This is a genomic window from Sphingomonas sp. RIT328, from assembly GCF_000632225.1.
Taxonomy (GTDB): Bacteria; Pseudomonadota; Alphaproteobacteria; order Sphingomonadales; family Sphingomonadaceae; genus Sphingomonas; species Sphingomonas kyungheensis.
On sequence record NZ_JFYV01000036.1, the window covers coordinates 1 to 23,087 of the forward strand.

Below are 23,087 nucleotides of genomic sequence, written 5' to 3' on the forward strand. Positions count from 1 at the left end.
TGGCGGGCGACCCCCCCCGTCCGCCAGCCGGTGTTCGATATGGCGGTCGCCGCGGCCGACATGGTCGTCGCCCAGCTCAAGGGCGAACCGTCCGTGCCCTGCCGCCGCCACCGCCACGAGCTGATCGTCCGCGGATCGACCGGGCCGGCGCCGCGATAGGGGGGGGGCGACCCCCGTCACCCCGCGCGCCACGTCACCGGGATGCGCAGGAAGGTGACGCCGTTCGCCTCCGCTTGATGGACATGGCCCGCGCGGATGTTGACCTGGATCGAGGGCAGCAGCAGCTTGGGCACGGCGAGCCCGGCGTCGCGCCGCTCGCGCATCGCGACGAACGCGTCCTCGCTCACGCCGTCATGGACGTGGACGCTCGAGCGGCGCTGCTCGCCCACCGTCGTCTCCCAGCGATAGTCGTCGCGGCCCGGCGCCTTGTAATCGTGGCACAGGAACAGCCGCGTCGCGTCGGGCAGCGCCAGCAGCCGGCGGATCGAGCGGTAGAGCGTGCGCGCATCCCCGCCGGGGAAGTCGGCGCGGGCGGTGCCATAGTCGGGCATGAACAGCGTGTCGCCGACGAACGCCGCATCGCCGATCCGATAGGCCACGTCGGCCGGGGTATGGCCGGGGACGTGCAGCACCTCGACCGCCAGCGTGCCGATCGCGAACCGCTCGCCGTCCTCGAACAACCGGTCGAAGTCCGAACCGTCGGGGGTCAGATCGTCCATCGCGAACATCGGGCGGAAGATCGTCTGCACGGCGCGGATATGCGCGCCGATCCCGATCCAGGCGCCGGTCTGCGCCGTGACGAAGGGCGCGGCCGACAGGTGATCGGCATGCGCATGCGTCTCCAGCACCATCGCGATCCGCCAGTCGTGCGCGCGGGCGAAGGCGACGATCCGCCCGGCCGAGCGCGTGTCGGCGATGCCGCTCGCCGGATCGAAGTCGAGCACCGGATCGATCACCGCCGCGATGCGCGTCGCCGGATCGCCGACGAGATAGCTGATCGTGTTGGTCGGCGCGTCGAAGAATGCCTCGATGAAGGGCTGGGTCATGATGGGCTCCTTACCCCCTTGCTCATATATTAGCACATGCTACATAAGCAACACCTAATGGAGTGGCGACGATGCTCAAGCCGATGGATCTGGCGACCTTCGAGGCAAAGGCCGGACAGGTCGCGGACACGCTGAAGGCGATCGGCAATGCGCGCCGGCTGATGCTGCTGTGCAAGCTCGTCGAACATGGCGAGATGACGGTCGGCGATCTGGCGCAGGAGGTCGGCCTGTCGCAATCGGCCTGTTCGCAGCATCTGGCGAGGATGCGCGACGAAGGTCTCGTCACCTTCCGGCGCGAGAGCCAGACGCTGTGGTATGCGATCGCCGACGCCCGCATCAAAACGCTGCTCGCGACCCTCTACCAGCTCTATTGCAAGGAGTGACGCGATGACGCCTGCGCCGCTTTCCCCCGCCGACACCCGCGCCGCGATCGACGCCGGCGCGCGGCTGATCGATATCCGCGGGGCCGACGAACATGCGCGCGAGCATATCCCCGGTGCGGTGAACGTGCCGCTCGACCGGATCGGCGATCTGCCGCGGGACGGCCGTCCGGTGATCTTCCATTGCCGGTCGGGGATGCGCACCGCCGCGCATGCGGCGGCGCTCGGCGCGGCGGCGGGCGACGCACCGGCCTATATCCTCGGCGGCGGCATCGCGGCGTGGCGGCAGGCCGGACAGCCGATCGTCGCCGATCGATCGCAGCCGCTGGAGATCATGCGGCAGGTGCAGATCACCGCCGGTGCGCTGGTGCTCGCCGGCGTGCTGCTCGGCGCGTTCGTCGCCCCCGGCTTCTTCGCGCTGGCGGGGTTCGTCGGCGCGGGGCTGATGGTCGCCGGCGTCACGGGATGGTGCGGCATGGCCAGCGTGCTGCGCGTCATGCCGTGGAACCGGCGCGCGGCGGCCTGAGGCGGGCATGGCCAGCGCCGCCATCCTCGCCGCGCTCGCATCGGGAGGCGTGATCGGGCTGATCCTCGGCCTGGTCGGCGGCGGCGGATCGGTCCTCGCGGTGCCGCTGCTCATCTATGGCGTCGGGATCGGCTCGCCGCATGCGGCGATCGGGACGGCGGCGGTCGCCGTCACGGTCAATGCGCTCGCCAGCCTGATCGGCCATGCCCGCGCTCGCCGCGTCAAGTGGCGCTGTGCCGGCGTGTTCGCGGCGTCGGGGATGATCGGCGCGGCGCTGGGCGCCGAGCGCGGCAAGGCGTTCGACGGCAAGCGGCTGCTCGTCCTGTTCGGGCTGCTGATGATCGGCGTCGGCCTGTCGATGCTGCGCCCGCGCCGGACCGCGGATGCGCCCGACGTGCGGCTGACCCGCCGCAGCGCGGCGACGTTGCTGCCGCGTCTCGTGCCGATCGGGCTGGGCGTCGGGCTGGCTGCCGGCTTCTTCGGGATCGGCGGCGGGTTCCTGATCGTGCCGGGGCTGATCCTCGCGACCGCGATGCCGCTGTCCGTCGCGATCGGCACGTCGCTGGTCGTGGTCAGCGCGCTCGGGCTGACCACCGCCGCCTCCTACGCCCTGTCGGGGCTGGTCGACTGGGGCGTGACGGCGCTGCTCGTCGCGGGCGGCGGCGCCGGGACGATCGCCGGCATCGCGCTCGGCCGCCAGCTCGGCGCCCGCAAGGGACTGCTCGAACGCGGCTTTGCCGCCGTGGTGATCGCGATCGGGGTCTATGTCACGGCGACGGCGGTCTAGGGTTGCCGGGTCGCGGCCATCCGCCGGAGCGCAGCCCTATTTCAGCTGCAGGAACAAGGTCAGCGCGTTGCGTTCGGCGTCGGCGAAGCGGTCGTAGATGGCGCGGGCGACCGCGGCGATGCCGGGCTGGCGATCGCGGCCGCCGCGCGCGAAGACCGCGACCGCGAGCCGGCGGCCGTCGGGCATGGTGATGAAGCCGACGTCGTTGGTGACGCCGTCGAGCGTGCCCGTCTTGTCCTCGACCCGCGTGCCCGCCGGCAGCAGCGCGCGGATGCGGCGGGTGCCGGTCGCGCAGCGGCTCATCAGCCCGAACAGCAGGCCGCGGCTTTCGGCGGAGAGCAGCGGGCCGTTGAGCTTGTCGAGCAGCGCGACCATCGCATTGGGCGTCGCCACATCCTTGCTGTCGAAGACATGGCCGGGTTCGCGGAGCAATTGCGCGATCGTCCGGTCGACGCGGATGCCCGCGATGCCGTTGGTCGCGAGCCATTGCTGCACGGCGACCGGGCCGCCGACCGCGGCGAGCAGCTGGTCGGCGGCATGATTGTCGCTGCGCACGATCATCAGCTCCATCAGCTGCGCGGCGGAGCGGCCGGCGACGACGTCGGTCAGGCGGCGCCGGCCGCGATCGACGTCGGTCAGATAGGCGCCGGCGATCGCGAGCTTGACCGTGCTCGCCATCGGATAGGCGATGTCGCCGTTGATCGACACGGTCGATCCGTCGCGCAGGTCGAGCGCGGCGATGCCGTAATCCCCCGGCCAGGCCGCCACCAGCGCGCTGAGCGTCCGTTCGAGCCCGATCAGCGCGGGCGAACTCGCCTGCGCCGGGGCGGGCAGCAGCAGACCGGCGGCGAGACAGCAGGCGAGCAGGCGGGGCAGCGGGAGCAGACGCATCGATGACTTTCGCGGGGGCGGTGTTGCGCTAAGGGATATCGCGTAAATCGTAGCTTAACGCGACGCGCCGCCAACTGGCCAGTGCGCCGTGTCGCGCCGAACCGCCGGCCCGGCGCGCCGAACCGGGCCATGCGGCACGACGGCAGGCGTTCCCCGGACAACCGCGACCGGTCGGGAGGGCCAGATCGGCCGCGCATGCCGATAGGGCGCGCGCACCGACCGCGACGATCCATTGCTAGACGCGAAAGCAACCCGCTATCGCCGCACGCGGGCCAGGTCCGGCCCGGCGGGAGAGACACGGATGCGGGTGCTGGTGATCGGGCTGGGCGATATCGCCCGCAAGGCATATCTGCCGGTGCTGTCGCAGCGCGGCGATCTCGACCTTCACCTCGCGACGCGCGATCCTGCCGCGCTCGCCGAGGTCGGTGCCGCGTTCCGGATCGCGCCGCGCTACGGCAGCGTGCAGGACGCGCTGTCCGCGACCGCCTTCGACGCGGCCTTCGTCCATGCCGCGACGCCGGCGCATGGCGATCTCGTCAGGCTGCTGATCGAACGCGATGTCCCGACCTTCGTCGACAAGCCGCTCGCCGATCATCTCGGCGCGGTCGAGGCGCTCGTCGCGCTCGCCGTGGCGCGCGGCGTGCCGCTGGCGGTCGGATTCAACCGGCGGTTCGCACCCGATTATGTCGCGCTGCGCGGGCGCGGCGCGTCGCTCATCGTCATGGAGAAGCATCGCCGGCGCCAGCCCGACGCGCCGCGCCGGGTGGTGTTCGACGATTTCATCCACGTCGTCGACACGGTGCTGTCGCTCGCGCCGGCACCGGTCGTCCGGCGCACGATCGAGACGCATGTCGTCGACGGCCGGCTCCACGCGGTCACGCTGACGCTGGCCGGCGACGGCTTCACCGCGATCGGCACGATGCACCGCGACAGCGGCCTCGACGAGGAACGGCTCGACGTCATCGGGCGCGGCAGCCGTCACAGCGTGCGCAACCTCGCCGAGCGGATCACGGCGCGCGACGGTGCGCAGCAGCTGCACCGCCGCGGCGACTGGGCGTCGGTCGGCGAGCAGCGCGGCTTTGCGGCGATGTGCGACGATTTCCTGCGCGCGGCGCGCGAGCGGCGGCCGGTCGATGCCGCCGCCATCCTCGCGACGCACGCGATCTGCGAGGCGATCGTCCGGCACGCCGAGGGCTGACGCGGCGCTCCCCCCGCGGAGGCGATGCGGCTACCGCCGGGCGAGCCGCTGGCGGGTGAGGCGCGGGTCTTCGTAGAGGTCGCGGCAGGCGCGCAACCGGAAGCGGTTCCACCAGCGCTGCCAGCGATGCTCCGCGGCATCGTGGAGGATGTGGCAGCGCTGGCACAGCGCGCGGAGGTTGCCGCGCGCGCTGTTGCCGGGATCATGGTCGAGATGCGCGCAGGCGAGCACGACCTTGGTGATCCGTACCGAGCCGAGCGTGACCTGGCCCCTGATCGTCACCGGCCGGCCGCGACCGTTGCGCCAGCCATGCGCCTCGACGTCCCACCAGCGCCCGTCGCCGAGATGCGCGACGCGGCGCAGATGCGGCCGCCCGCATTGCTCGCAGCGCGCGCCGGCGCGGCGGAAGCGGACGTCCGCCGACAATTGGTCCCAGTCGATCGGATAGAGCCAGCGGTTCTCGGGGCGGATCGGCATACCGATTCTATGAGTCAGTCGCTCGCGGAACAAAAGGGAAAACGTGCGGCGCCCGCCGCCCGGCCGCGGCGCGCCGGCGTGTCCGCGGGGTCGGCCGGGCGGCGGCTATGCCGGCACTATGCGGAAAGCCGGAATCGCTCTCGCAATACTATGTGTCGCCCGATAGCTGGATGGCCGCAACGAGGATTGTGGCATGACGGTTTCCCATCAACAGTGGCGTCTGGATTTCGCGATGCGCGCCGCGGGCCTGCTTCTGTGCGGCCTTGCCGGTCTGGCGATCGCCCGGCTCGGCGCGATGCCGCTGCGGCCGCGCGCGGTGAGCGCGGCCGCCTATCTGCTCGCGACGATCGCGTTCCTCGGCGCGAGCGCGGGCAGCGCGATGGCGCTCCTCGGCCGGCATCTGTTCGACGAGGTCGCGGTGAGCCAGCGCTGGCGGCACCGCCGGCCGGTGCGGCCGCCGGTCGCCGGCTTGGTCCCCGTCACGGCCGCGCCGGACGCGGACGGCAGCGGGACGGACGGCAGCGGGGCGGGCGGCGGGCGCCAGTTGCTCGGCGCGCGCGGTCATGCGTGATCGCGGCGCCCGGCTGTGCGGAGGCATCCTGCTCGCGGCGGCCGGCGCCACCACGCTGATCCACCGCGCGGTCTATTCGGTCCACCGGGGCGGGCCGGCGACGGTCGCGGAGTTCGCGCTTGGCCTCGCCACCTTCCTGCTCGCCGCGTCGGGCGTGCTGCTGCTCCTCCACGGCCGGAGGCTGCTGGCGCGGCCGGCGACGGCGCAGGACCGGCGCGGATCGTCGCCGCAGCAGGACCTTCGCGCGCGGCTGCTCGATCCGATCACCCCGGCCGGTCGCGCTTATGATACGCGGCGGGGTGCGGCGCTGATGAAGACGCGGCATCGAGCCACCGCGGCGACGGCCTGCGCCGACCGGCGCCACCGCCGCGGGCCGCAGCGGCGCGGCGATTGAGGCACCAGCCGCCCGGCCCGATGCGACGAACCGTTGGCAAGGCTATGCGCGCGCTATGCGATTCACCGGAATCGCTCTCGAATCGCTATGCGCCGCTGCGTAGCTCGGCCGGGCGAGCGCGAGACGCTCGATCCTGTGAGGCCAGCGCAGCGCCATGACGTCCGATTCCGATTCCAGACCCGAGCGCGGGTCGACCATCCCGATCGCCGGGCCGCGCGCCGGCTGTCGGCGTGACGGGCGCCACGGCGCGCGCGGCGCCTGCGCCGATCCGCGCTGGCCGCAGATCGTCGCGGCACTCGCCGCGCTGCGAGAGCGGCACCGCCGCGCGGTGCGGATCGTCGATGCCGATTGCGCCTGCGGCACGCTGTTGATCGCCGCGGCGCGTCACGCCCATGCCGCGGGCTTCACCGGCATCGAGGCGCGCGGTATCCATCGTTCGCCGACGCTGATCGGTCGCGCGCGCGCCGCGGCGGCACGGCTGCACGATCCGGCGATCGGCGTCGTGTTCGAGCGGGCGGAGGCGCAACAGGCGCTCGCCGCGGAGGCCGAGTTTCCCGCCGACATCGTGCTGTGGCACGACGCCGGCCCGGCGGGGGAAAGCGCCGGCGTCCGCGCCGCGGTCGCCGCTGCCGGCCGATGGATCATCGGAGATCCGGCACCCGATGCCGGCGGGGGGCGGGCATGACCCGCCGCGACCTGCGGTGGAAGCTGGTCGGCGTCGCGCTGACCGCGGCCGGCTGCGCGCTGCTGCTGGTGCTCGACCGGTCGCCGCTGATGATCGCCGTCTTCCCGCTCGCCTTCGCCGGCCTGCCGCTGATGATCCACGGCAAGCGGGTCGGGCAGGCGATCCGGGCGGAGCGGCGCGGCCATTACAACACCGCCGAGGTGCTGCACGCCGCGCGCCTGCGACGCCGGATCCGGCGCGACGCCGACCTCGATCCCTGACGGCGGAGGGCCGGCGCCTGCCGCCGGCTTACGGCTGGCCCGAGCCGCCGGCCGCGCCATAGACCTGGCCATTGGCATAACTGGCGTCGGAGGCGGCGAGCTGGACGTAGATCGAGCCGAGCTCGGCGGGCTGGCCGGGGCGGCCGAGCGGGGTGTTGCCGCCGAACTGCTGGAGCTTCTCCATCGTCGCGCCGCCCGCCACCTGCAGCGGCGTCCAGATCGGGCCGGGCGCGACGCCGTTGACGCGGATGCCCTTCGGCCCGAGCTGCTTGGCGAGCGATTTGGTGAAGTTCATCATCGCCGCCTTGGTCATCGCATAATCGACCAGATTTTCCGACGGGTCATAGGCCTGTTCGGAGGTCGTCTGGATGATCGCCGATCCCGGCTTGAGATGGGGCAGCGCGGCCTTGGTGACGTAGAACATGCCGTAGAGGTTGGTCTTGAGCGTCGCGTCGAAATCCTCGTCGGTGATGTCGAGCAGCGACTGCCGCTGCTGCTGCCGGCTGGCGTTGTTGACGAGGATGTCGAGTCCGCCGAGCTGGCGGACGGCGGTGTCGACCAGCTTGGCGCAATAGGCGCGGTCGCGCAGGTCGCCGGGAATCGCGACGGCCTTGCGCCCGGCCTGGCGGATCAGCGCGATCACCTCGCGCGCATCGGGCTCCTCGGCGGGCAGATAGGCGATCGCGACGTCGGCGCCCTCGCGCGCATAGGCGATCGCGGCGGCCCGGCCCATGCCGGAATCGCCCCCGGTGATCAGCGCCTTGCGCCCGAGCAGGCGGCCCGAGCCCTTGTAGCTCGTCTCGCCGTGATCCGGCCGCGGGTTCATCTTGCTGGCGAGGCCGGGGAAGGGCTGCGACTGTTTCTCGAACGGCGGGCGCGGATATTGGGTGGTCGGATCGATCAGCCCGGGCCCGGCCGCACCGCCCGCCTGCTGGGCCGCGGCGGAGGCGGCGGTGGACGCCGCCAGCCCGATCGCCGCCCCGCCGACCACGGCGCGGCGGCTCAATCCTGCTTGCTGCGATACGGCGTCGTCGGGCTGCTTGCTCATGATATACTGCCTTGTCCTGCTTCGATTTCCTGAACAGTGCAGGCAGTGCTCAGTTCCTCGGCAGCGGTTCTTTGCCGAACCTCGCCACGATCATCGCGAACGTCGCCCTCTGCCCGGGCTTGGGAGAGGGGTCACGCGGAGGCGCGGAGGCGCGGAGCGGGAGCGGCTCGGGCTGGCGCGGCCCTCCATCTCCTGCCGTCTGCTGTCCAGCGCTGCCGCCGCAACACAGCGAACCAACTCCGCGCCTCCGCGCCTCCGCGCCTCCGCGTGAACCCGATTTGGCTTCGCCCGAGGGCGGAGTGCGGAGGAGGATTGCACGCGAAGACGCGAAGACGCGAAGAGGGCGCGCCTCCGACCGGGCGTGGCCTACTCCACCTTCCTGTGGATGGCATTGCCGCGCTCGCGGCGCGCGGCCTATGCTCGGGCAGCGGCACAGAAAGACATTGGTTCACGCGGAGGCGCGGACGGGTAGTGGTTTGGGCTGGCGCAGCCTTCCATTTCCGGCCCCCGCTGTCCCGCGCTGCCGCTGCAACACAGCGAAGCAACTCCGCGCCTCCGCGCCTCCGCGTGAACCCGATTTGTTTTCTCCCGAAGGCGAAGTGGGGAGGAGGATTTCACGCGAAGACGCAAAGACGCAAAGAGGGCGCGCCTTGGACCGGGCGTGGCCTGCTCTTCCTGCCCGTGCAGGACATGGGCCGCGCTCGCGGCGGGCGGAACATCTTCGCGTCTTCGCGTCTTCGCGTGAATCAATATCCGCCCTCAGCGCCCTCTGCGCCTCAGCGCCTCTGCGCGAACCAGCCGCCCGTCAGCGCTGTTTCTTCGTCGCGGTGGCGGTGAAGTCGGGGTCCTTCTTCGCCACCCAGTCGACGAATTTGCGGATCGCGGGATCGGCGAGCAGGCCGTCGACGTCCATGCCGTGCCGCTGCAATTCCGAATTGGTGAAATTGGCGATCAGCGTCTGCTGGCAGATCGGATGCATCGGCACGACGTCGCGCCCGCCGCGGCTCTTGGGCACGGGATGATGCCAGACGGTGGTCGTGCCGAGTCCGCGCCCGCACAGCCAGCAGGGCGCGGCGGGGGCGGCGGGCGCCTCCGCCTCGGGCTCCGGCGCGTCATACGGGCCGTGTTTCGGATGTTTGCGCGCCATGCTTTCGCTCCCTGTCGATCCCGGCTGCCTTGCCGCGTCGCGCCGCGTGCCGCCAGTCCCTTGCGACCGCGGCACCGCCCCGCCGTCAGGCCTCGCCGAACAATTCGCGCTGCGCCTTGTCGAGCTCCTCGGCATAGCGGCGCCGCACATAGGGTTCGGAGAGCAGGCCGAGGACGCGGCCCTCGGCGGTGACGACCGCCATTTCGTCGGCGCTCGCCGCGTCGAACGCCGCCATGATGCGGCGGATGTCGGCGGCGGGATCGAGCGTGCGGTCCTGCTGGATGGCGAGCGTCGCGACCGGCTGGTCGGGCGCGATGCCGTCGGCATAGGCGCTCGCGGTGCGGACGATGCCGGCATAACGCTCGTCGCCGTCGGTCAGCACCACCCGGCTGGTCGCGCCGAGCGGCACGGCGCGGCGGAATTCGGCGACGGTCAGCGTCGCCGGCGTCGCGCGCTCGACCCGCCGCATCATTCGCCCGGCGGTGAGCGTGCGCATCCAGCCGACGTCGCGTGCGCTCTTGATCGTCTCGCCGCGCAGGTGGAGCCGCCAGGTCGAGAAGGAATAGCCGAACAGCTCGCGCACGATCGTCGTCGCGACCAGCGATGCGGCGACCGCCGCGCCGGCGAGCGAGAAATCGTGCGTCGCCTCGAGCACCAGCATCGCCATCGTCATCGGCCCGCCGACCACCGCCACCGCGAACGCCGCCATGCCGACGAGCGCGGCATTCTGCGGATCGACCACCGGATAGCCGGCGAGCAGCGCGACGACCCCGGCATAGAGATGGCCGAACAGGCTGCCGAGGAACAGCGAGGCGAAGAACAGTCCGCCGCGGAAGCCGAAGCCGAGCGAGACGATCGACGCCGCGCTCTTCATCACGAAGATCGCCGCGACGATGCCGAGCGGCAGCGCCGCCTCCAGGTCGAGGTGGAGCGCGCCATGACCGGCGGAGAGCACCTGCGGCGTCGCGAGCGCGAGCGGGATCAGCAACAGGCCGCCGAGCACCGGCCGCGCGCCGGGCGGCACCGGCAGCTGCCGCGTCAGCCGCTCGACCTCGGCGACCGCGCGCATCAGCACGATGCCGAGCAGCGCGGCGAGGCCGCCGAGCCCGCCGTAGACGAGATAATGGTGCGTCTGCACCGCCTCGCCCGCCGCGGCATCGACCAGATAGGGGTGGACGCCGAGCGACTGCGCGACGAGCACCGCGGAGAGGGCGGCCGCCGCGACCGGCGCGATCGCGGCGGGGGTATAGGCACCGATGACGATCTCGAAGGCGTAGAAGGCGCCGGTCAGCGGCGCGCCGAAGGCGGCGGCGATCGCCGCGCCGGTGCCGGCACCGACCAGCACGCGCAGATCGCCGCGCCGCAGCCGCAGCCAGCCGCCCGCGGCGGAGGCGACCGCCGCACCGAGCTGCGCATAGGCCGCCTCCAGCCCGACCGAGGCGCCGAAGCCGTTGGACAGGATCGTCTGTCCCGAGATCACGAGGCTGTCCGTCCACGATACCTGCCCGCCGTGCAGCGCATTCGCCTCGACCGCGTCGACCAGCCGGCGCTGGCGGGCGCGGGTGAGCCAGGAGAAGGCCATCAGCAGCAGTCCGCCGGCGGGCAGCGCCAGCAGCGCGAGCGGCGGCACCGCGCCGGCGGTGCTCAGCCGCGCGCCGTCGGGCAGGCGGAACAGCCAATGCTGCAACGTCCGCGCGATCGCGCCCTGCAGGATGCTGAGCGTGCCCGCCGCGGCGCCGACGATCACCGCGAGCAGGATCAGCATCGCCTCGCTGGACCGGGTGCGCCGGCGCAGCCACGCCGCCAGCCCCTTGCCGGACGCGCCGGCGGGAATCGGCAGCCTTCCCGCCATCAGATCGCCGCGATACGCGGCGCAGCGGCGGGCAGGACTGGCAGGGCGGGCATGGCGACCGGCGTTAGCGGGATTCGGCCGGAGGGTCGAACGCAATGTCGAGACTTTTGCGACGGCCCGGCGTCGCCCGGACCGCGGCGGATCGTGCCGCACACGGGATGTCGGAGCAGAGTCGGTCCGGCATCCACGGTTCCGCAAGAGCATGAGCCGTTATGTTCGCGGCACGGTGGACCCGGAACACGTCCGGGGTGACGCCGTGGTGCGGACGCCGCGCGTGATCTTGCCGCGATCGTCATGCCGGGTGCCGTCACAGAGTTTCGCCCGCCGGACGATCACCGCGTTGCCCTTTGCCGCGGACCGCGTCATGTTCGCCGCACAGCGGGGGAGATGGACATGCGTACGACGATCTGGCGAGCCTGCGGGCTGGCGCTGTTGCTCGGCCCGGCCACGGCCGCGGCGCAGCAGGCCGCCCCGCCGCCCGCCGACGCGCCCGCCGCGGGCAGCGCGCAGGGCGACGTGTCGGTCACCATCTACACCAACAACGTCGCGCTGGTGCAGGACATCCGGCCGCTGGCGCTGGCGAGCGGGCGGGTGCAGCAGAGCTTTCCCGACGTCAGCGCCGCGATCCGGCCCGAGACGGTGTCGCTGACCGTGCCCGATGCCGCGATCGTCGAACAGAATTTCGACTATGACCTGCTCAGCCCGTCGAGCCTGATGGAAAAGGCGGTCGGGGAGACGATCACGTTGCTGCGCACCAATCCGGCGACCGGCGTCGAGACGCGCGAGCGCGCCAGGGTGCTCGCGGTCAACGGCGGCGTCGTGCTCGACGTCAACGGCCATGTCGAGGTGCTGCGCGACGACGGCCTGCCGGTGCGTGCGATCTTCGACCGCGTGCCCGACGCGCTGCGCGCGCGCCCGACGCTGTCGGTGACGCTGGCGAGCACGCGCGCCGGATCGCGGCCGGCGACGCTCTCCTATCTCAGCCGCGGGCTCGGCTGGAGCGCCGATTATGTCGCGCTGTTCGACGACCGCAGCGGCACCGTCGACGTCCAGGGCTGGGTGACGTTGAAGAACACCAGCGGCACCACCTTCGCCCATGCCAAGACGTTGCTCGTCGCCGGCGAGGTCGGCAGCAGCGACGACGAGGACAACGGCAATTACGTGCCGCGGCGCCGTCGCCCGACGCGGACGCAGCCCGGCACCGAAACATCCGGGCGCGAGCAGCTCGGCGATTTCTATCTCTATCCACTCGCCGCGCGCACCACGATCGCCGACAAACAGACCAAGCAGGTCAGCTTCCTCGATGCGAAGGGCGTCGCAGCGCGGTCCGGCTATCGCTTCGACAATGGCTGGCTCGGTACCTCGAACGAGCCGCGCAGCGCGCAATCGGTGCTGCGCTTCAGCAATTCGGGCGCGGCCGGGCTCGGCGACGCGCTGCCGGCGGGGGTGGTGCGCGTCTATGTCCGCGACGCGCGCGGCCAGCCGCAGTTCGTCGGCGAGAACCGCATCGACCATACGCCGCAGGGGTCGACGATCGCGCTGCCCACCGGCGACGCCTTCGACGTCAAGGTACAGCCCGTCACCGTCTCGCGCACCCGGCTGGGCAACGACCGCTGGCGCACCGCGATGCGCTACACGCTGACCAACGCCCGCGCCAAGCCGGTGACGGTGGAGCTGGTGCAGAACGGGCTCGACTGGGCCGACGTGCGCGTCGTCGAGGACAGCGCGCACGGCGAGCGGCGCGACGCCGGCACGCTGGCGTGGCAGGTCGCGGTGCCGGCGAACGGCAACGCGACGGTGACCGCGACCTTCGACACCCGCTACTGATGCCCCGGCTGCGCGCGATCGGGCTGGTCGCCGGCCTGATGCTGGCGAGCCTGCTGCCGGGCGGGGCAGCGGCGCAGACCGTCGTCACCTCGCCCGCGCCCGCCTCGGTCGCGCTCACCGTCTATCGCGCGCCCTACGGCCGGGGCGCGATGAACCTGCAATATCTCGACGGCTTCGCCTTGGTCACCGAGACGCGCCGGGTGCACCTGCCGCGCGGCCGCGCGACGCTGCGCTTCGAAGGGGTGGCGGAAGGGATCGTGCCGGTCAGCGCGATCATCGACGGCCTGCCCGGCGGCACGATCGAGAAGAACCGCGACGCGCGCCTGCTGTCGCCCGCGTCGCTGGTCGACGGCACGCTCGGCCGCGCGGTCACGCTGACCCGCACCGACCGCGCGACCGGCCGGCAGGTGCAGCAGGCCGCGACGATCGTCGCCGGCCCCGCGCCGGGGATCGTGCTGCGCACGGCGACGGGGATCGAGACGCTGCGCTGCTCGGGCCTGCCCGAACGGCTCGCCTTCGCGGGCGTGCCGGCGGACCTGTCGAGCAAGCCGGTGCTGAGCGTGACGACGACCAGCCCGACGCCGCGCACGGTGACGGTGCGCCTGTCCTATCTCGCCTCGGGCTTCGACTGGCGGGCGAGCTATGTCAGCACACTCGCCGCGGACGGCCGGACGATCGACCTGTTCGCCTGGCTGACGCTCGCCAACGGCAATGCGGAATCGTTCGCGCAGGCGGAGGTCCGCGCCGTCGCCGGCCGGCTTAACCGCGTCCCCGTCGCGGCGATCCCGCGGACGGTCGGCAAGCTGCGCCTCGTCTGCTACCCGCTCGGCACCACCACGTCCGACCTGCGCGAGACGTCGTTCGAGCCCGCCGACGAGATCGTCGTGACCGGCTCGCGGATCATGGCGTTCGCGCCGCCACCTCCGCCGCCACCACCACCACCCCCGCCGGCACCGCGGGCACCGCCCGAGGATCTCGGCGACCTCAAGCTGTACCGCGTGCCGGTCCGCACCACCGTTGCCGCGCGCGGGCAGAAACAGGTCGCGCTGCTCGAGCAGAAGGCGGTGGCGGTCGAGCGCCGCTACCGTCGGCCGGTGATCTATCCCAGTGCGACGTTCGAGAACGCGCCGGCCGCGATCGTCCTTGTGCTGCGCAATGACCGCGCGGGCGGGCTCGGCATCGCGCTCCCCGCCGGCAGCACCGCGCTCTATGCACAGCGTGGCAGCGAGCGGCTGCTGCTCGGCCAGGGCGCGATCACCGACCGGACGGTGGGCGAGACGGTGCGGCTGGCCGCCGGGACGAGCGAGCGGGTGACGCTGACCCAGACGACGCTGCCCTCCGACCCGCCGATCGGCGTCCGGCCCGACGCCGAGGGCGTGCGCGGGGCGATGCTCACCGCGCGCAACGCCACCGCGCAGCCGGTGACGCTCGACGTGCCGATCGGCACGGCGGGACAGGCGATCACCGCCGAGGGCAAGCCGCTGCCCCGCATCGACGGCCTCGCCACCTGGTCGCCGCGGCTGCCGCCCGGCGGCACCGCGGTGCTGCGCTACCGCTATTGAGGCATCGGCCGGCGTGCCCCCCTCAGGCCTCGGCGTCCGTTCGGCGGGGGATCGCCAGCCAGCGGTAGAGGCTGGGCAGTAGCAAAAGCGTCAGGATGGTCGAGGTGACGATGCCGCCGATCACCACGGTGGCGAGCGGCCGTTGCACCTCGGCGCCGGCGCCGGTGGCGATCGCCATCGGCACGAAACCGATCGAGGCGACGAGCGCGGTCGACAGCACCGGGCGCAGCCGGTCGCGCGCGCCCTGCCGCACCGCCGCGTCGGTCGACAATGGCTCGCCGCCTTCGCGGCCGTCGCGCAGGCTGTTGATATGGTCGATCAGCACCAGCCCGTTGAGCATCGCGATGCCCGACAGCGCGATGAAGCCGATCGCCGCGGTGATCGAGAAGGGCATGCCGCGCAGCCACAGCGCCAGCACCCCGCCGGTGACCGCGAACGGGATGCCGGTATAGACGATCGCCGCCTCGCGCACGCTGCCGAGCGCGGCATAGACGAGCAGGAAGATCAGCAGCAGCGCGGCCGGCACGACGATCGACAGGCGTTTCTGCGCCGCTTCGAGCTGGTGATATTGGCCGCCGAATTCGATGCGATAGCCGGGCGGCAGCCTGACGCCCCGCGTCACCGCGGCGCGGACGCGCGCGACATAGCCGGCAAGGTCGCTGGTGTTGAGGTTGACCATCAGCGCCGCGCGCCGCTTGCCGCCGTCGTGCAGGATCGGCTCGACCGCGTGGATGCGGCGCAGGCGGGCGACGCGCGACAGCGGCACCATCCCGTATGCGCCGACGCGCAGCGGCAGCGCGAGGATCGCGGCGGGATCGGCACGCAGCGCCTCCGGCATGCGCACGACGATCATGTGGCGCGCCTCGCCTTCGGGGATGAAGCCGACCTCGGCGCCGGCGACGCCGTCGGTGATCGCGCTGTTGACCTCGGCGGTGCCGAGCCCGAGCCGCAGCATCGCCGCATGGTCGAGCTCGACGACGAGGCTTTCCGGGCGGCCCGCGGTCTCGAACGCGACGCTTTCGGTCCCGGCCTGCCGCTGGAGGATCGCTTTCGCCTGTTTCGCGGCGCGTTCGAGCACGTCGTAATCCTCGCCGAAGATCTTGACCGAGACGTCGGCGCGCACGCCTTCGAGCATCTCGTTGAAGCGCATCTCGATCGGCTGGGCGAATTCGAACGTCTGGCCCTGGTAGACCTGCCGCCCGACGCGCTCGATGCCGGCGATCAGCGCCTGCTTGGTCGTCGGCCGGCCGTCGCCCTGCGGCCAGTCCTTCGCGGGCGTGTAGAAGAGGTAGAGGTCGTTCTCATTGGGTGGCATCGGGTCGGTCGCCACCTCGCTGGTGCCGATCCGCGAGAAGCTGTGGGTGATCTGCGGATACTGCCGGCGGATCGCGCGCTCGGTCGCCTCCTCGATCGCGAGGCTGCGCTCGAGCGACATGCCGACCGGGCGATAGACCATCGCGGTGATCGCGCCCTCGTCGAGCTGCGGCGTGAATTGCGAGCCGAGGCTGCGGAACAGCAGATAGGTGAGGGCGAGCAGCCCGACGGCGGCGATCGTCAGCCAGGCGGGATGCGCGATGGCGCGCTCCAGCACCGGCGCATAGCCGCGCTCGGCATAGCCGATCAGCCCGGTCTGCCGCCCGTCGTCGGCGTCGCGCGCCGGCGCGCGCAGCAGCCATGCCGACAGCGCCGGCACGATCGTGAAGGTCCAGACCAGCCCGGCGCCGATCGCCAGCATCACCGCCTGCGCCATCGGCTGGAACAATTTGCCCTCGACCCCGCCGAGGCTGAGCACCGGCACGTAGACGAGCGCGATGATCGCGATGCCGAACAGCGTCGGCCGCGCGACCATCGCGGCGGCATGGGCGACCGTCTCGCGCCGCGCCTCGGCATCGAGCGCCGCACCCGTCTCGTGCCGGCGCCGGGCGAGCAGGCGCAGGCTGTTCTCGACGACGACGATCGATCCGTCGACGATCAGCCCGAAGTCGAGCGCGCCGAGGCTCATCAGATTGCCCGACACGCCCAGCGCATTCATCCCCGTGACGGTGACGAGGAAGGCGAGCGGGATGACGATCGCGACGATCAGCGCCGCGCGCCAATTGCCCATTACCAGCAGCAGCACGAGGGCGACGAGCAGCGCGCCGACGCCGAGATTGTGTTCGACCGTCGCGATCGTCCGGTCGACGAGGTCGGAGCGGCTGTATTGCGGGTGGATCACCATCCCCCTGGGCAGCGCCGCCTGGATGTCGGGCAGCGCCTGTTCGGCGCGCAAGGCGACCTCGCGGCTGTTCTGGCCGACTAGCATCATCACCGTGCCGAGCACCGTCTCGCGCCCGTTCTGCGTCGCCGCGCCCTGCCGCGGCGCCGACCCGATCACCACGTCGGCGAGGTCGCGGACCTGCAACGGCAGCACGCCCGCGGCGAATTTGACGGGGATCGCGCCGATCTGCGTCGCGTCCATCACCCGCGCGTCGGTGCGTACCGTCAGCCGCCGCGGCCCCTGCGCGATGATGCCGCCCCCGGCATTCTCGACGTTCTGGCCGACCGCGCGGGCGAGCTCCGCGGCGGTGACGCCGTGCAGCGTCAGCCGGGCGGGGTCGGGCTGGACGACGAACTGCTGCTCGATGCCGCCGTTCGAATTGACGTCGGCGACGCCGGTGACCGCGCGCAGCATCGGCCGCACGGTATATTCCTGCGCCTCGTACAGCTCCATCAGCTGCCGCTGCGCATCGAGCCCCGGCGGCGGCGTGCGCCATTCGAGCGTGTAATAATAGATCTCGCCGAGGCCGGTGGTGATCGGCGCGAGCTGCGGCGAGGCGCCGGGCGGCAGTTGGTCGCGCACCGCGGCGAGCCGTTCGGTGACGAGCTGGCGCGCGCGCAGCTGGTCGGTGCCGTCCTTGTAGAGCAGCGTCACCTGGCTGAGGCCGGTCTTGGTCAGCGAGCGCGTCTCGTCGAGCCCGGGCTGGCCCGCCATAGCGCGCTCGATCGGCAGCGTCGCCAGCCGCTCGATCTCCTCGGGCGCGAGCGCTGGGACCATCGTGTTGATCTGCACCTGCACCCCGGTGATGTCGGGGATCGCATCGATCTTCAGCGTCGCGAACGCCCAGAGGCCGAGCGCCGCGACCAGGGCGGTGACGAGGGCGACGGCGAGGCGATGCCGCGTGACGCCGTCGAGCAGCCGCGCGATCATCGGCCGGGCGCGGTCCCGCCGTTGAGCGCGCGCAATTGCAGCAGCGCCTCGATCGCCTCGCGCCGCGTATCGAGGATCGCCACCGTCGCATCGACATAGGCCTGCTGCATCTGCGTATAGGTGGTCAGCGGGATCGCGCCGAGCCGGTAGTTGCGGTCGGCCTCCTCCGCCGCGGCGGCGAAGCGACGCGCCGATTCACCGTCCCACTGGCCGAGCGCGCGGCGCTTCGCCTCATATTGCGCCGCCTGATCGAAGACGTCGCGCGCGATGCGGCGTTCGGCGGCGATCAGCGTCGCATTGGCCTGCGCCTGCCGCCCCGCCTCGACCGCGACGTCGCCGGCCTGGCGGTTCCACAAGGGCAGGGGGGTCGACAGGCGGAGGCCGTAATTGGTCTCGCGCACGTCGGAGCGGGCATGATCGTAATAGGGGCCGACGCTGACCACCGGGATGCGGCTCTTGCGGGCGAGATCGACGCGCAGCCCCTGTTGCTCGAATTGCGCGCGCAGCGCGCGCAGCTCGAAATTGTTCGTCGCGGCCTGGGCGGCGAGCGCGGTGCCGGGCGGCAGGTCGGGCAGGGTCATGTCCGGCCGCACGATGCGGATCCGCGCGGCAAAGGGCGTGCCGCGCAACTGGTTGAGTTCGTAGAGGATCGAATTGGCCTCGGCATCCGCGGTGGCGGCGGTGCGCTCGGCGCTGATCGCATCCGCCTGCAAGGCCGCCGCCTCGAGCTGCGGCGCCGGCCCGGCCGGATCGCGCGACACGATCACCCGCGCCAGCGTCCGCATCCGCGCCGCGACGGTGCGCGCGGCATCCGCCTTCTCGTCCGCGGCGAACAGGCCGTAGCCGAGCGACCGCGCCCGTGCCGCCAATGTCGCGTCGAACTGCTGCAGGCCGATCCGCGCCAGCGCGATCTGGCGTTCGGCGATCGCCCGGCGCAGCGCGATGCGGCCGCCGAACTCGATCGGCTGGACGACCGATACCGCATAGCTCTGCCCGTCGCCGAGCGGGGCGCCGGTGACGGGATCGCTCGCCCGCCGTTCGCCGAATTCGACCACCGCCTCGGGATCGGCCCAGCGCCCGGCGGCGTCGCGCGCCTCGCCCGCGGTGTCGATCTGGCGCTGGTAGAATTGCCGCTCGGGATTGCTGGCGATCACCTCCTGCGCCAGCCGGTCGAGCGAGATCGCCGTCGCCTCCTGCGCCGCGGCTGCGGCCGGGATCGTCGCCGCTGCCACCGCCAGCCCTGCCCATCGCGTCCCTGCCCATCGCGTCATCGTCATCGTCGCCACTCGTGCCGGACCCTCGCCCGCGGTTAGGCGGATGTCCGTCGCGACGCGACTAAATCTCGGTTTAGTTTACCGATCAGCGGGCGGGCCGATGGCTCAGATCAGCTTGAGATCGTCCGGCCGCGCATTCGGGAACAGCGTGTCGAGCTGCGCGCCCGACAGCGAGAATTGCCGCCGGACGAGGCCGCCGATCAGCGACCGGTAATCGGTCAGCACCGGCAGATCGCGGTTCTGGTTGAGCGTCGCCTCCGATACGGCGACCTGCGCGCCGGCGAGCCGCCCGCCCGACAGGCCGCCGCCCATCACCCAATAGACGCTACCATGGCCGTGATCGGTGCCCTTGTCGCCATTCTCGCGGAAGGTGCGGCCGAATTCGGAGACGACGACGACATTGGTGGTCCGCCACGCCTCCGGCCCGATCGCCGCGACGAAGCCGGCGAGGCCGCGCCCCAGCGCGCCGATCCGGTCGGCGAGATAGCCGGTCGCGCCGCCCTGGTTGACGTGCGTGTCCCAGCCGCCGACGTCGACGAAGGCGAGGTTGAACTGGTCGCGCATCAGCGTGCCGATCCGCCGTGCCGACAGTTCGAACCCCTTGGCGCTGACCGCGCCGCGGCTCGCCGCGGTCATCTCGTCGGCGAGCGCCTTGTAGACGGTGTCGCGCACGTCGAAGCCTGCGTGGACCGAGCGGCCGAGCAGCGCGTCGTTGCGGTACATCGCCTCGATCAGCTGCGCCTGGCGCGCGTCGATCGGCTTGCCGACGCTGGCGAGCGCGAGATTGGGCACCGGGCTGGAGCCGCCGCGGAAGCAGAGCGGCAGCTGGTCGGTGAAGGCGATCGGCCGGTCCGCCGCGCCGCGCCCGAGCACGCCGGCGAGCCGCGCCATGAAGCCCGAGCCGTAATCGCGATGCCCGCCGACCGGCTGGCCCAGTTCGATCGTGTCCTGCGTCTCGAAATGGCTGCGGCTCATGTCGTCGGTGCCGGCGAAGGGGACGAAGGCGATCTGCCGCGCCTGCCACAGCGGCATCAGGCTGTCGCGGAGCGCGGGATGCAGGCTCCACGTCGCGTCGAGCGCGACCGGCGCGGCGGGATCGGCCGCGTCGGGGCGGGCGAGCGCGATCGTCGGGCGCGCCTGATGGTAGAAATCGCTGCCGGTCGGCGCGACGATGTTCGCCGCATCATAGGCGCCGCGCAGGAAGACGACGAGCAGCCGGCTGCCCGCCTGCGGCGCGGCGAAGGCGCGGCCCGCGACGACGACGGGGGCGAGCGCGGCCGCGCCTCTCAGCAGATCGCGACGGTGGACGTGCGGATACATGGCGGCGACTCCTGACTAGCGGCGCATGAATTCGGGCGAGGAGAGGAACAGCGCATTCCATTCCTGCGGCGAGCGGGCCTGCGCGAGCGCGTCGCGCGTCGGCGGGCCGAGCGTCGCGGCGAGGCCGTCGTAATAGAGCGCATTCTGCACTTGCGGGAAGGCGGGCGCCTCGTCGGCGACGCCGGGGCGGCGGAACAGCCCGGCCGATCCGCCCCCGATCTGGCGCGCGATGTCGAAGCGCGTCGCCATCTGCCCCGGTCCCGACCAGGCGGCGCGGTCGAGCGGATAGCCGTCGGGGGTTTCGTGATTGTACAGGCCTTCGCCCATCCGGTTGAGCCAGCCGACGATCGGCATCGGGTTGAGGATCACCCGGTCGCCATAGGCGAGCCGCACCGCCGAGATCGCATAATGCGCCGGGTCCTTGAACGCGCGGCCGGTGGAGGCGGCGAATTCGCGCGAGCGGATCATCGTCCGCATCACCTCCGCCATATCGCCGTGGCTGCGCTGGAAGCGCGCCGCCATCCGCGCGACCAGCGCGGGCGGCGGGGCGTCGCCCATGAAATAGGTGGCGAGCTCCGTCGCGACGTGCTGCGCGGTCGCCGGCGCGGCCGCGATCAGGTCGAGCGCCTGTTCGACCTCGCCGAAGCCCGAGCCCTTGATGACATGGCCGAGGAAATGCTTGTCGCCGAAGTCGTGGCGCGCCGGGTTGAATTCGAACAGGCCGGCGCGGAGGTAGAGCGGCTGCCATTGCGGCCTCAACCGCGGCGGCTCCGGCCTCAGGCTGACGCCGACGCCGGTGAGGATGCGCGCCAGCTCCTGCACGTCCTGCTGGCTATAGCCCGAGCCGACGCCGAGCGAGTGCAGCTCCATGATCTCGCGCGCGTAATTCTCGTTGATCCGGCCGACGGCATTCTGGTCGTTGTCGAGATAGCGCAGCATCGCCGGATGGCGCAGCGTCGCCTCCAGGATGTCGCGGAAGCGGCCGAAGGCCTGCGCGTGCAGCGTCTGTTCGTAATCGCCGACCATCAGCCGGATGTCGCGCTTGTTCGCCTGGACGTTGAAATGGTTGAACCAGAACCAGGTCATCTGTTCGCGGAGCTGGTCGGGGGCATAGAGGTCGCGCAGCACCGAACGCTGCCGCGCCTCGTCGGCGACGGCGTTGAGCGTCGCCTGATAGGCCTTGCGCGCCGCCTCGCGCTGCGCCGGATCGGTCAGCGCCTTGGCGGCGCGGTTCTGCGCATCGACCGCGACGACGATCTGCGCGAGCGGCTCGCGGCTGATCCGCATCTGCGCCACCGTCGCGGCGAGCGGCGCGGGCAGGCTGGTGTCGTCGCTGGCGAGCTGCGCGTCGAGCCAGCGATCGGGGTTGGCGGCGCGCGCGTCCGCAGCGGTCACCCCCCAGGTCAGGCGGTTCGCCCAGCCGATCCCCGCGCCGGGCGCCTCACCCGCGGCGAGCGCCGGCGCCGGCAGCAGCGCCAGCGCGACGGCGGCGAGCCGCGTCGCCCCGATCCCGTGATGGCGCATCGTCGAGTCCTCCATCCGTGGCGGCTAACTCCTTGCCGCCGCGAAGCTGAACGGCAACTTTCCTGGCGCGATCGTGACGATCATTTCATCGGGCCGTCATGCGCCGCTGGTGGTGGCGGATGACCGGTTGCGCCTCGCCGGCCGATCCTTTTCGGGAAAGCAGTCTTGCCCTAATCCAGCACCATGAGAATCATGTTCGCCATGCTGTTGGCCTCGGTCGCGACCGGTCCAGACAGCGCGCACGGCCCAGTGAGACTGCACCAATGAACGACGCCGCAAACGTGATGGCCGTGGATCACACCGGCTTTGCCGTATCGTCATTGGACGAAGCCATTCGCTTCTGGACGGCAGCGCTTGGCTTCACGCTGGAGCGGCAGTCGGAAATGGGGGGCGACTTCCTGCATCAGGTGACGGGTGTCGACGATCCGCGTGTGAAGACGGCGATCGTCAAGGCACCTGACGGGTATGTGGTCGAATTGTTGCAGTATTCAAAAGGACGTCAGAACGGGGAGGTACCGAACTGCGCGGGGGCGATCGGTGCGGCTCACCTCGCTCTGACCGTGAACGATATCCATGCTGCCATTGGTCGCGTCGAAGCCGCAGGCTGGAAGGCCAAGGGTCGTCCGCTGCCAATCGCGGGTGGTCCCCGAAAGGGGACTTTGGTGGCCTATGTTTCAGGCCCCGATCATATTACGATCGAGCTCATGCAGCCGCCAGCCTGTTAAGGCGCCCGTGGGACCTATCCCATCTCACCATCGTCAATCGTCGGTTTCGTTGCCGAACCGCCTCCGCGCCCGCACGCACCGCCCGTGGCGATCGCATGCGTCATTCCTCGCCCACCCGCCCGATCCGGTACGGCCCCGACCGCGTCGTCAGCGGCGTGCCCTGCCAGCTCAGCCGCACCCGCCGCTCGCGGACCAGCGCGTCGATCGCGGCGTGGACCGCGGGCATCGCCGCGCGCCAGTCGGGCGCGATCGCGCGGGCGACCTCGCTCGGGCAGACCGTCGCGCCCGGCGCGCGCCGGGCGAGCAGCGCCAGCGTCACGGTTTGCGGATCGGCCATCGGCGCCGCCTAGTCGCCCGCCATATGGCGGGGCGAAGGCCCGGCCTGGCTCGGGTGCGCACCGCCGCG

At 71.8% G+C, this 23,087-nt stretch carries 22 protein-coding genes; 11 read left to right on the forward strand and 11 right to left on the reverse strand.

The window, feature by feature from the left end; genetic code table 11:
- Positions 1-176: 176 nt before the first annotated feature.
- Positions 177-1,046, reverse strand: a complete 870-nt coding sequence (locus tag BW41_RS15160; RefSeq protein WP_037535360.1) for an MBL fold metallo-hydrolase — start codon at positions 1,044-1,046, stop codon at positions 177-179.
- Between the two features lie 71 nt (positions 1,047-1,117).
- Between BW41_RS15160 and BW41_RS15165 the strand changes: the two genes are divergently transcribed.
- Genes BW41_RS15165 through BW41_RS15175 form a run of 3 tightly spaced genes read left to right on the forward strand, consistent with a single transcriptional unit; the run spans position 1,118 to position 2,739 of the window.
- Positions 1,118-1,429, forward strand: a complete 312-nt coding sequence (locus BW41_RS15165) for an ArsR/SmtB family transcription factor (protein ID WP_037535372.1) — start codon at positions 1,118-1,120, stop codon at positions 1,427-1,429.
- A gap of 4 nt (positions 1,430-1,433) precedes the next feature.
- Entirely contained in the window at positions 1,434-1,952 is a 519-nt protein-coding gene (locus BW41_RS15170; RefSeq protein ID WP_037535361.1) for a rhodanese family protein, read from the forward strand.
- A gap of 7 nt (positions 1,953-1,959) precedes the next feature.
- Complete coding sequence (locus tag BW41_RS15175) at positions 1,960-2,739, forward strand: sulfite exporter TauE/SafE family protein (protein WP_037535362.1); 780 nt, start codon at positions 1,960-1,962, stop codon at positions 2,737-2,739.
- Between the two features lie 36 nt (positions 2,740-2,775).
- On the opposite strand, the gene BW41_RS15180 is transcribed toward BW41_RS15175, so the two are convergent.
- The gene (locus BW41_RS15180; RefSeq protein ID WP_081793131.1) at positions 2,776-3,630 is read right to left on the reverse strand and encodes a serine hydrolase; all 855 of its coding nucleotides are present in this window, start codon (positions 3,628-3,630) and stop codon (positions 2,776-2,778) included.
- Between the two features lie 301 nt (positions 3,631-3,931).
- On the opposite strand from BW41_RS15180, the gene BW41_RS15185 reads away from it, so the two are divergent.
- On the forward strand, positions 3,932-4,828 hold the full coding sequence (locus BW41_RS15185; RefSeq protein ID WP_037535363.1) for a Gfo/Idh/MocA family protein: 897 nt from the start codon (positions 3,932-3,934) through the stop codon (positions 4,826-4,828).
- A 30-nt stretch (positions 4,829-4,858) separates the two neighbouring features.
- Here the strand turns inward: BW41_RS15185 and BW41_RS15190 are convergent, their stop codons facing one another.
- Entirely contained in the window at positions 4,859-5,305 is a 447-nt protein-coding gene (locus BW41_RS15190; protein ID WP_037535364.1) for a hypothetical protein, read from the reverse strand.
- A 193-nt stretch (positions 5,306-5,498) separates the two neighbouring features.
- Here BW41_RS15190 and BW41_RS15195 point away from each other — a divergent pair, with 193 nt between their 5' ends.
- The 4 genes from BW41_RS15195 to BW41_RS15210 all read left to right on the forward strand — a co-directional run bounded on the left by BW41_RS15195 (position 5,499) and on the right by BW41_RS15210 (position 7,215).
- The gene (locus BW41_RS15195; RefSeq protein ID WP_037535365.1) at positions 5,499-5,876 is read left to right on the forward strand and encodes a hypothetical protein; all 378 of its coding nucleotides are present in this window, start codon (positions 5,499-5,501) and stop codon (positions 5,874-5,876) included.
- Entirely contained in the window at positions 5,869-6,270 is a 402-nt protein-coding gene (locus BW41_RS15200) for a hypothetical protein (protein ID WP_037535366.1), read from the forward strand. Before BW41_RS15195 ends, BW41_RS15200 begins: the two co-directional genes overlap by 8 nt.
- Before the next feature lie 154 nt (positions 6,271-6,424).
- Entirely contained in the window at positions 6,425-6,955 is a 531-nt protein-coding gene (locus BW41_RS15205; RefSeq protein WP_235199791.1) for an SAM-dependent methyltransferase, read from the forward strand.
- Complete coding sequence (locus BW41_RS15210; protein ID WP_037535367.1) at positions 6,952-7,215, forward strand: hypothetical protein; 264 nt, start codon at positions 6,952-6,954, stop codon at positions 7,213-7,215. The genes BW41_RS15205 and BW41_RS15210 overlap by 4 nt, the downstream gene beginning before the upstream one ends.
- A gap of 28 nt (positions 7,216-7,243) precedes the next feature.
- On the opposite strand, the gene BW41_RS15215 is transcribed toward BW41_RS15210, so the two are convergent.
- The 3 genes from BW41_RS15215 to BW41_RS15225 form a co-directional block, all read right to left on the reverse strand.
- The gene (locus BW41_RS15215; RefSeq protein WP_051583529.1) at positions 7,244-8,263 is read right to left on the reverse strand and encodes an SDR family oxidoreductase; all 1,020 of its coding nucleotides are present in this window, start codon (positions 8,261-8,263) and stop codon (positions 7,244-7,246) included.
- Between the two features lie 805 nt (positions 8,264-9,068).
- Positions 9,069-9,410, reverse strand: coding sequence for a hypothetical protein (locus BW41_RS15220; RefSeq protein ID WP_037535368.1), 342 nt, complete (start codon positions 9,408-9,410; stop codon positions 9,069-9,071).
- An 85-nt stretch (positions 9,411-9,495) separates the two neighbouring features.
- Positions 9,496-11,262 (reverse strand): chloride channel protein, encoded by a 1,767-nt coding sequence (locus tag BW41_RS15225; protein ID WP_051583530.1) that lies wholly within the window; start codon positions 11,260-11,262, stop codon positions 9,496-9,498.
- A gap of 393 nt (positions 11,263-11,655) precedes the next feature.
- Between BW41_RS15225 and BW41_RS15230 the strand changes: the two genes are divergently transcribed.
- Both BW41_RS15230 and BW41_RS15235 read left to right on the forward strand, forming a co-directional pair.
- Positions 11,656-13,089 (forward strand): DUF4139 domain-containing protein, encoded by a 1,434-nt coding sequence (locus BW41_RS15230; protein WP_037535377.1) that lies wholly within the window; start codon positions 11,656-11,658, stop codon positions 13,087-13,089.
- Positions 13,089-14,651 (forward strand): DUF4139 domain-containing protein, encoded by a 1,563-nt coding sequence (locus BW41_RS15235; protein WP_051583531.1) that lies wholly within the window; start codon positions 13,089-13,091, stop codon positions 14,649-14,651. Before BW41_RS15230 ends, BW41_RS15235 begins: the two co-directional genes overlap by 1 nt.
- Before the next feature lie 22 nt (positions 14,652-14,673).
- Here BW41_RS15235 and BW41_RS15240 read toward each other — a convergent pair whose 3' ends face one another.
- From BW41_RS15240 to BW41_RS15255, 4 genes are all read right to left on the reverse strand, one after another.
- Positions 14,674-17,838, reverse strand: coding sequence for an efflux RND transporter permease subunit (locus BW41_RS15240; RefSeq protein WP_051583532.1), 3,165 nt, complete (start codon positions 17,836-17,838; stop codon positions 14,674-14,676).
- Positions 17,835-19,115, reverse strand: coding sequence for a TolC family protein (locus BW41_RS15245; RefSeq protein ID WP_235199792.1), 1,281 nt, complete (start codon positions 19,113-19,115; stop codon positions 17,835-17,837). The genes BW41_RS15240 and BW41_RS15245 overlap by 4 nt, the downstream gene beginning before the upstream one ends.
- 102 nt (positions 19,116-19,217) lie before the next feature.
- Positions 19,218-20,432, reverse strand: coding sequence for a DUF1501 domain-containing protein (locus BW41_RS15250; RefSeq protein ID WP_037535369.1), 1,215 nt, complete (start codon positions 20,430-20,432; stop codon positions 19,218-19,220).
- 15 nt (positions 20,433-20,447) lie between these two features.
- Positions 20,448-21,956 (reverse strand): DUF1800 domain-containing protein, encoded by a 1,509-nt coding sequence (locus BW41_RS15255; RefSeq protein ID WP_037535381.1) that lies wholly within the window; start codon positions 21,954-21,956, stop codon positions 20,448-20,450.
- A gap of 263 nt (positions 21,957-22,219) precedes the next feature.
- On the opposite strand from BW41_RS15255, the gene BW41_RS15260 reads away from it, so the two are divergent.
- Positions 22,220-22,681 carry a VOC family protein gene (locus BW41_RS15260; RefSeq protein ID WP_037535370.1) on the forward strand — a complete coding sequence of 154 codons (462 nt, stop codon included), beginning with the start codon at positions 22,220-22,222 and terminating at the stop codon, positions 22,679-22,681.
- A 100-nt stretch (positions 22,682-22,781) separates the two neighbouring features.
- On the opposite strand, the gene BW41_RS15265 is transcribed toward BW41_RS15260, so the two are convergent.
- Positions 22,782-23,018 carry a DUF3253 domain-containing protein gene (locus BW41_RS15265; RefSeq protein WP_037535371.1) on the reverse strand — a complete coding sequence of 79 codons (237 nt, stop codon included), beginning with the start codon at positions 23,016-23,018 and terminating at the stop codon, positions 22,782-22,784.
- Positions 23,019-23,087: the final 69 nt, after the last annotated feature.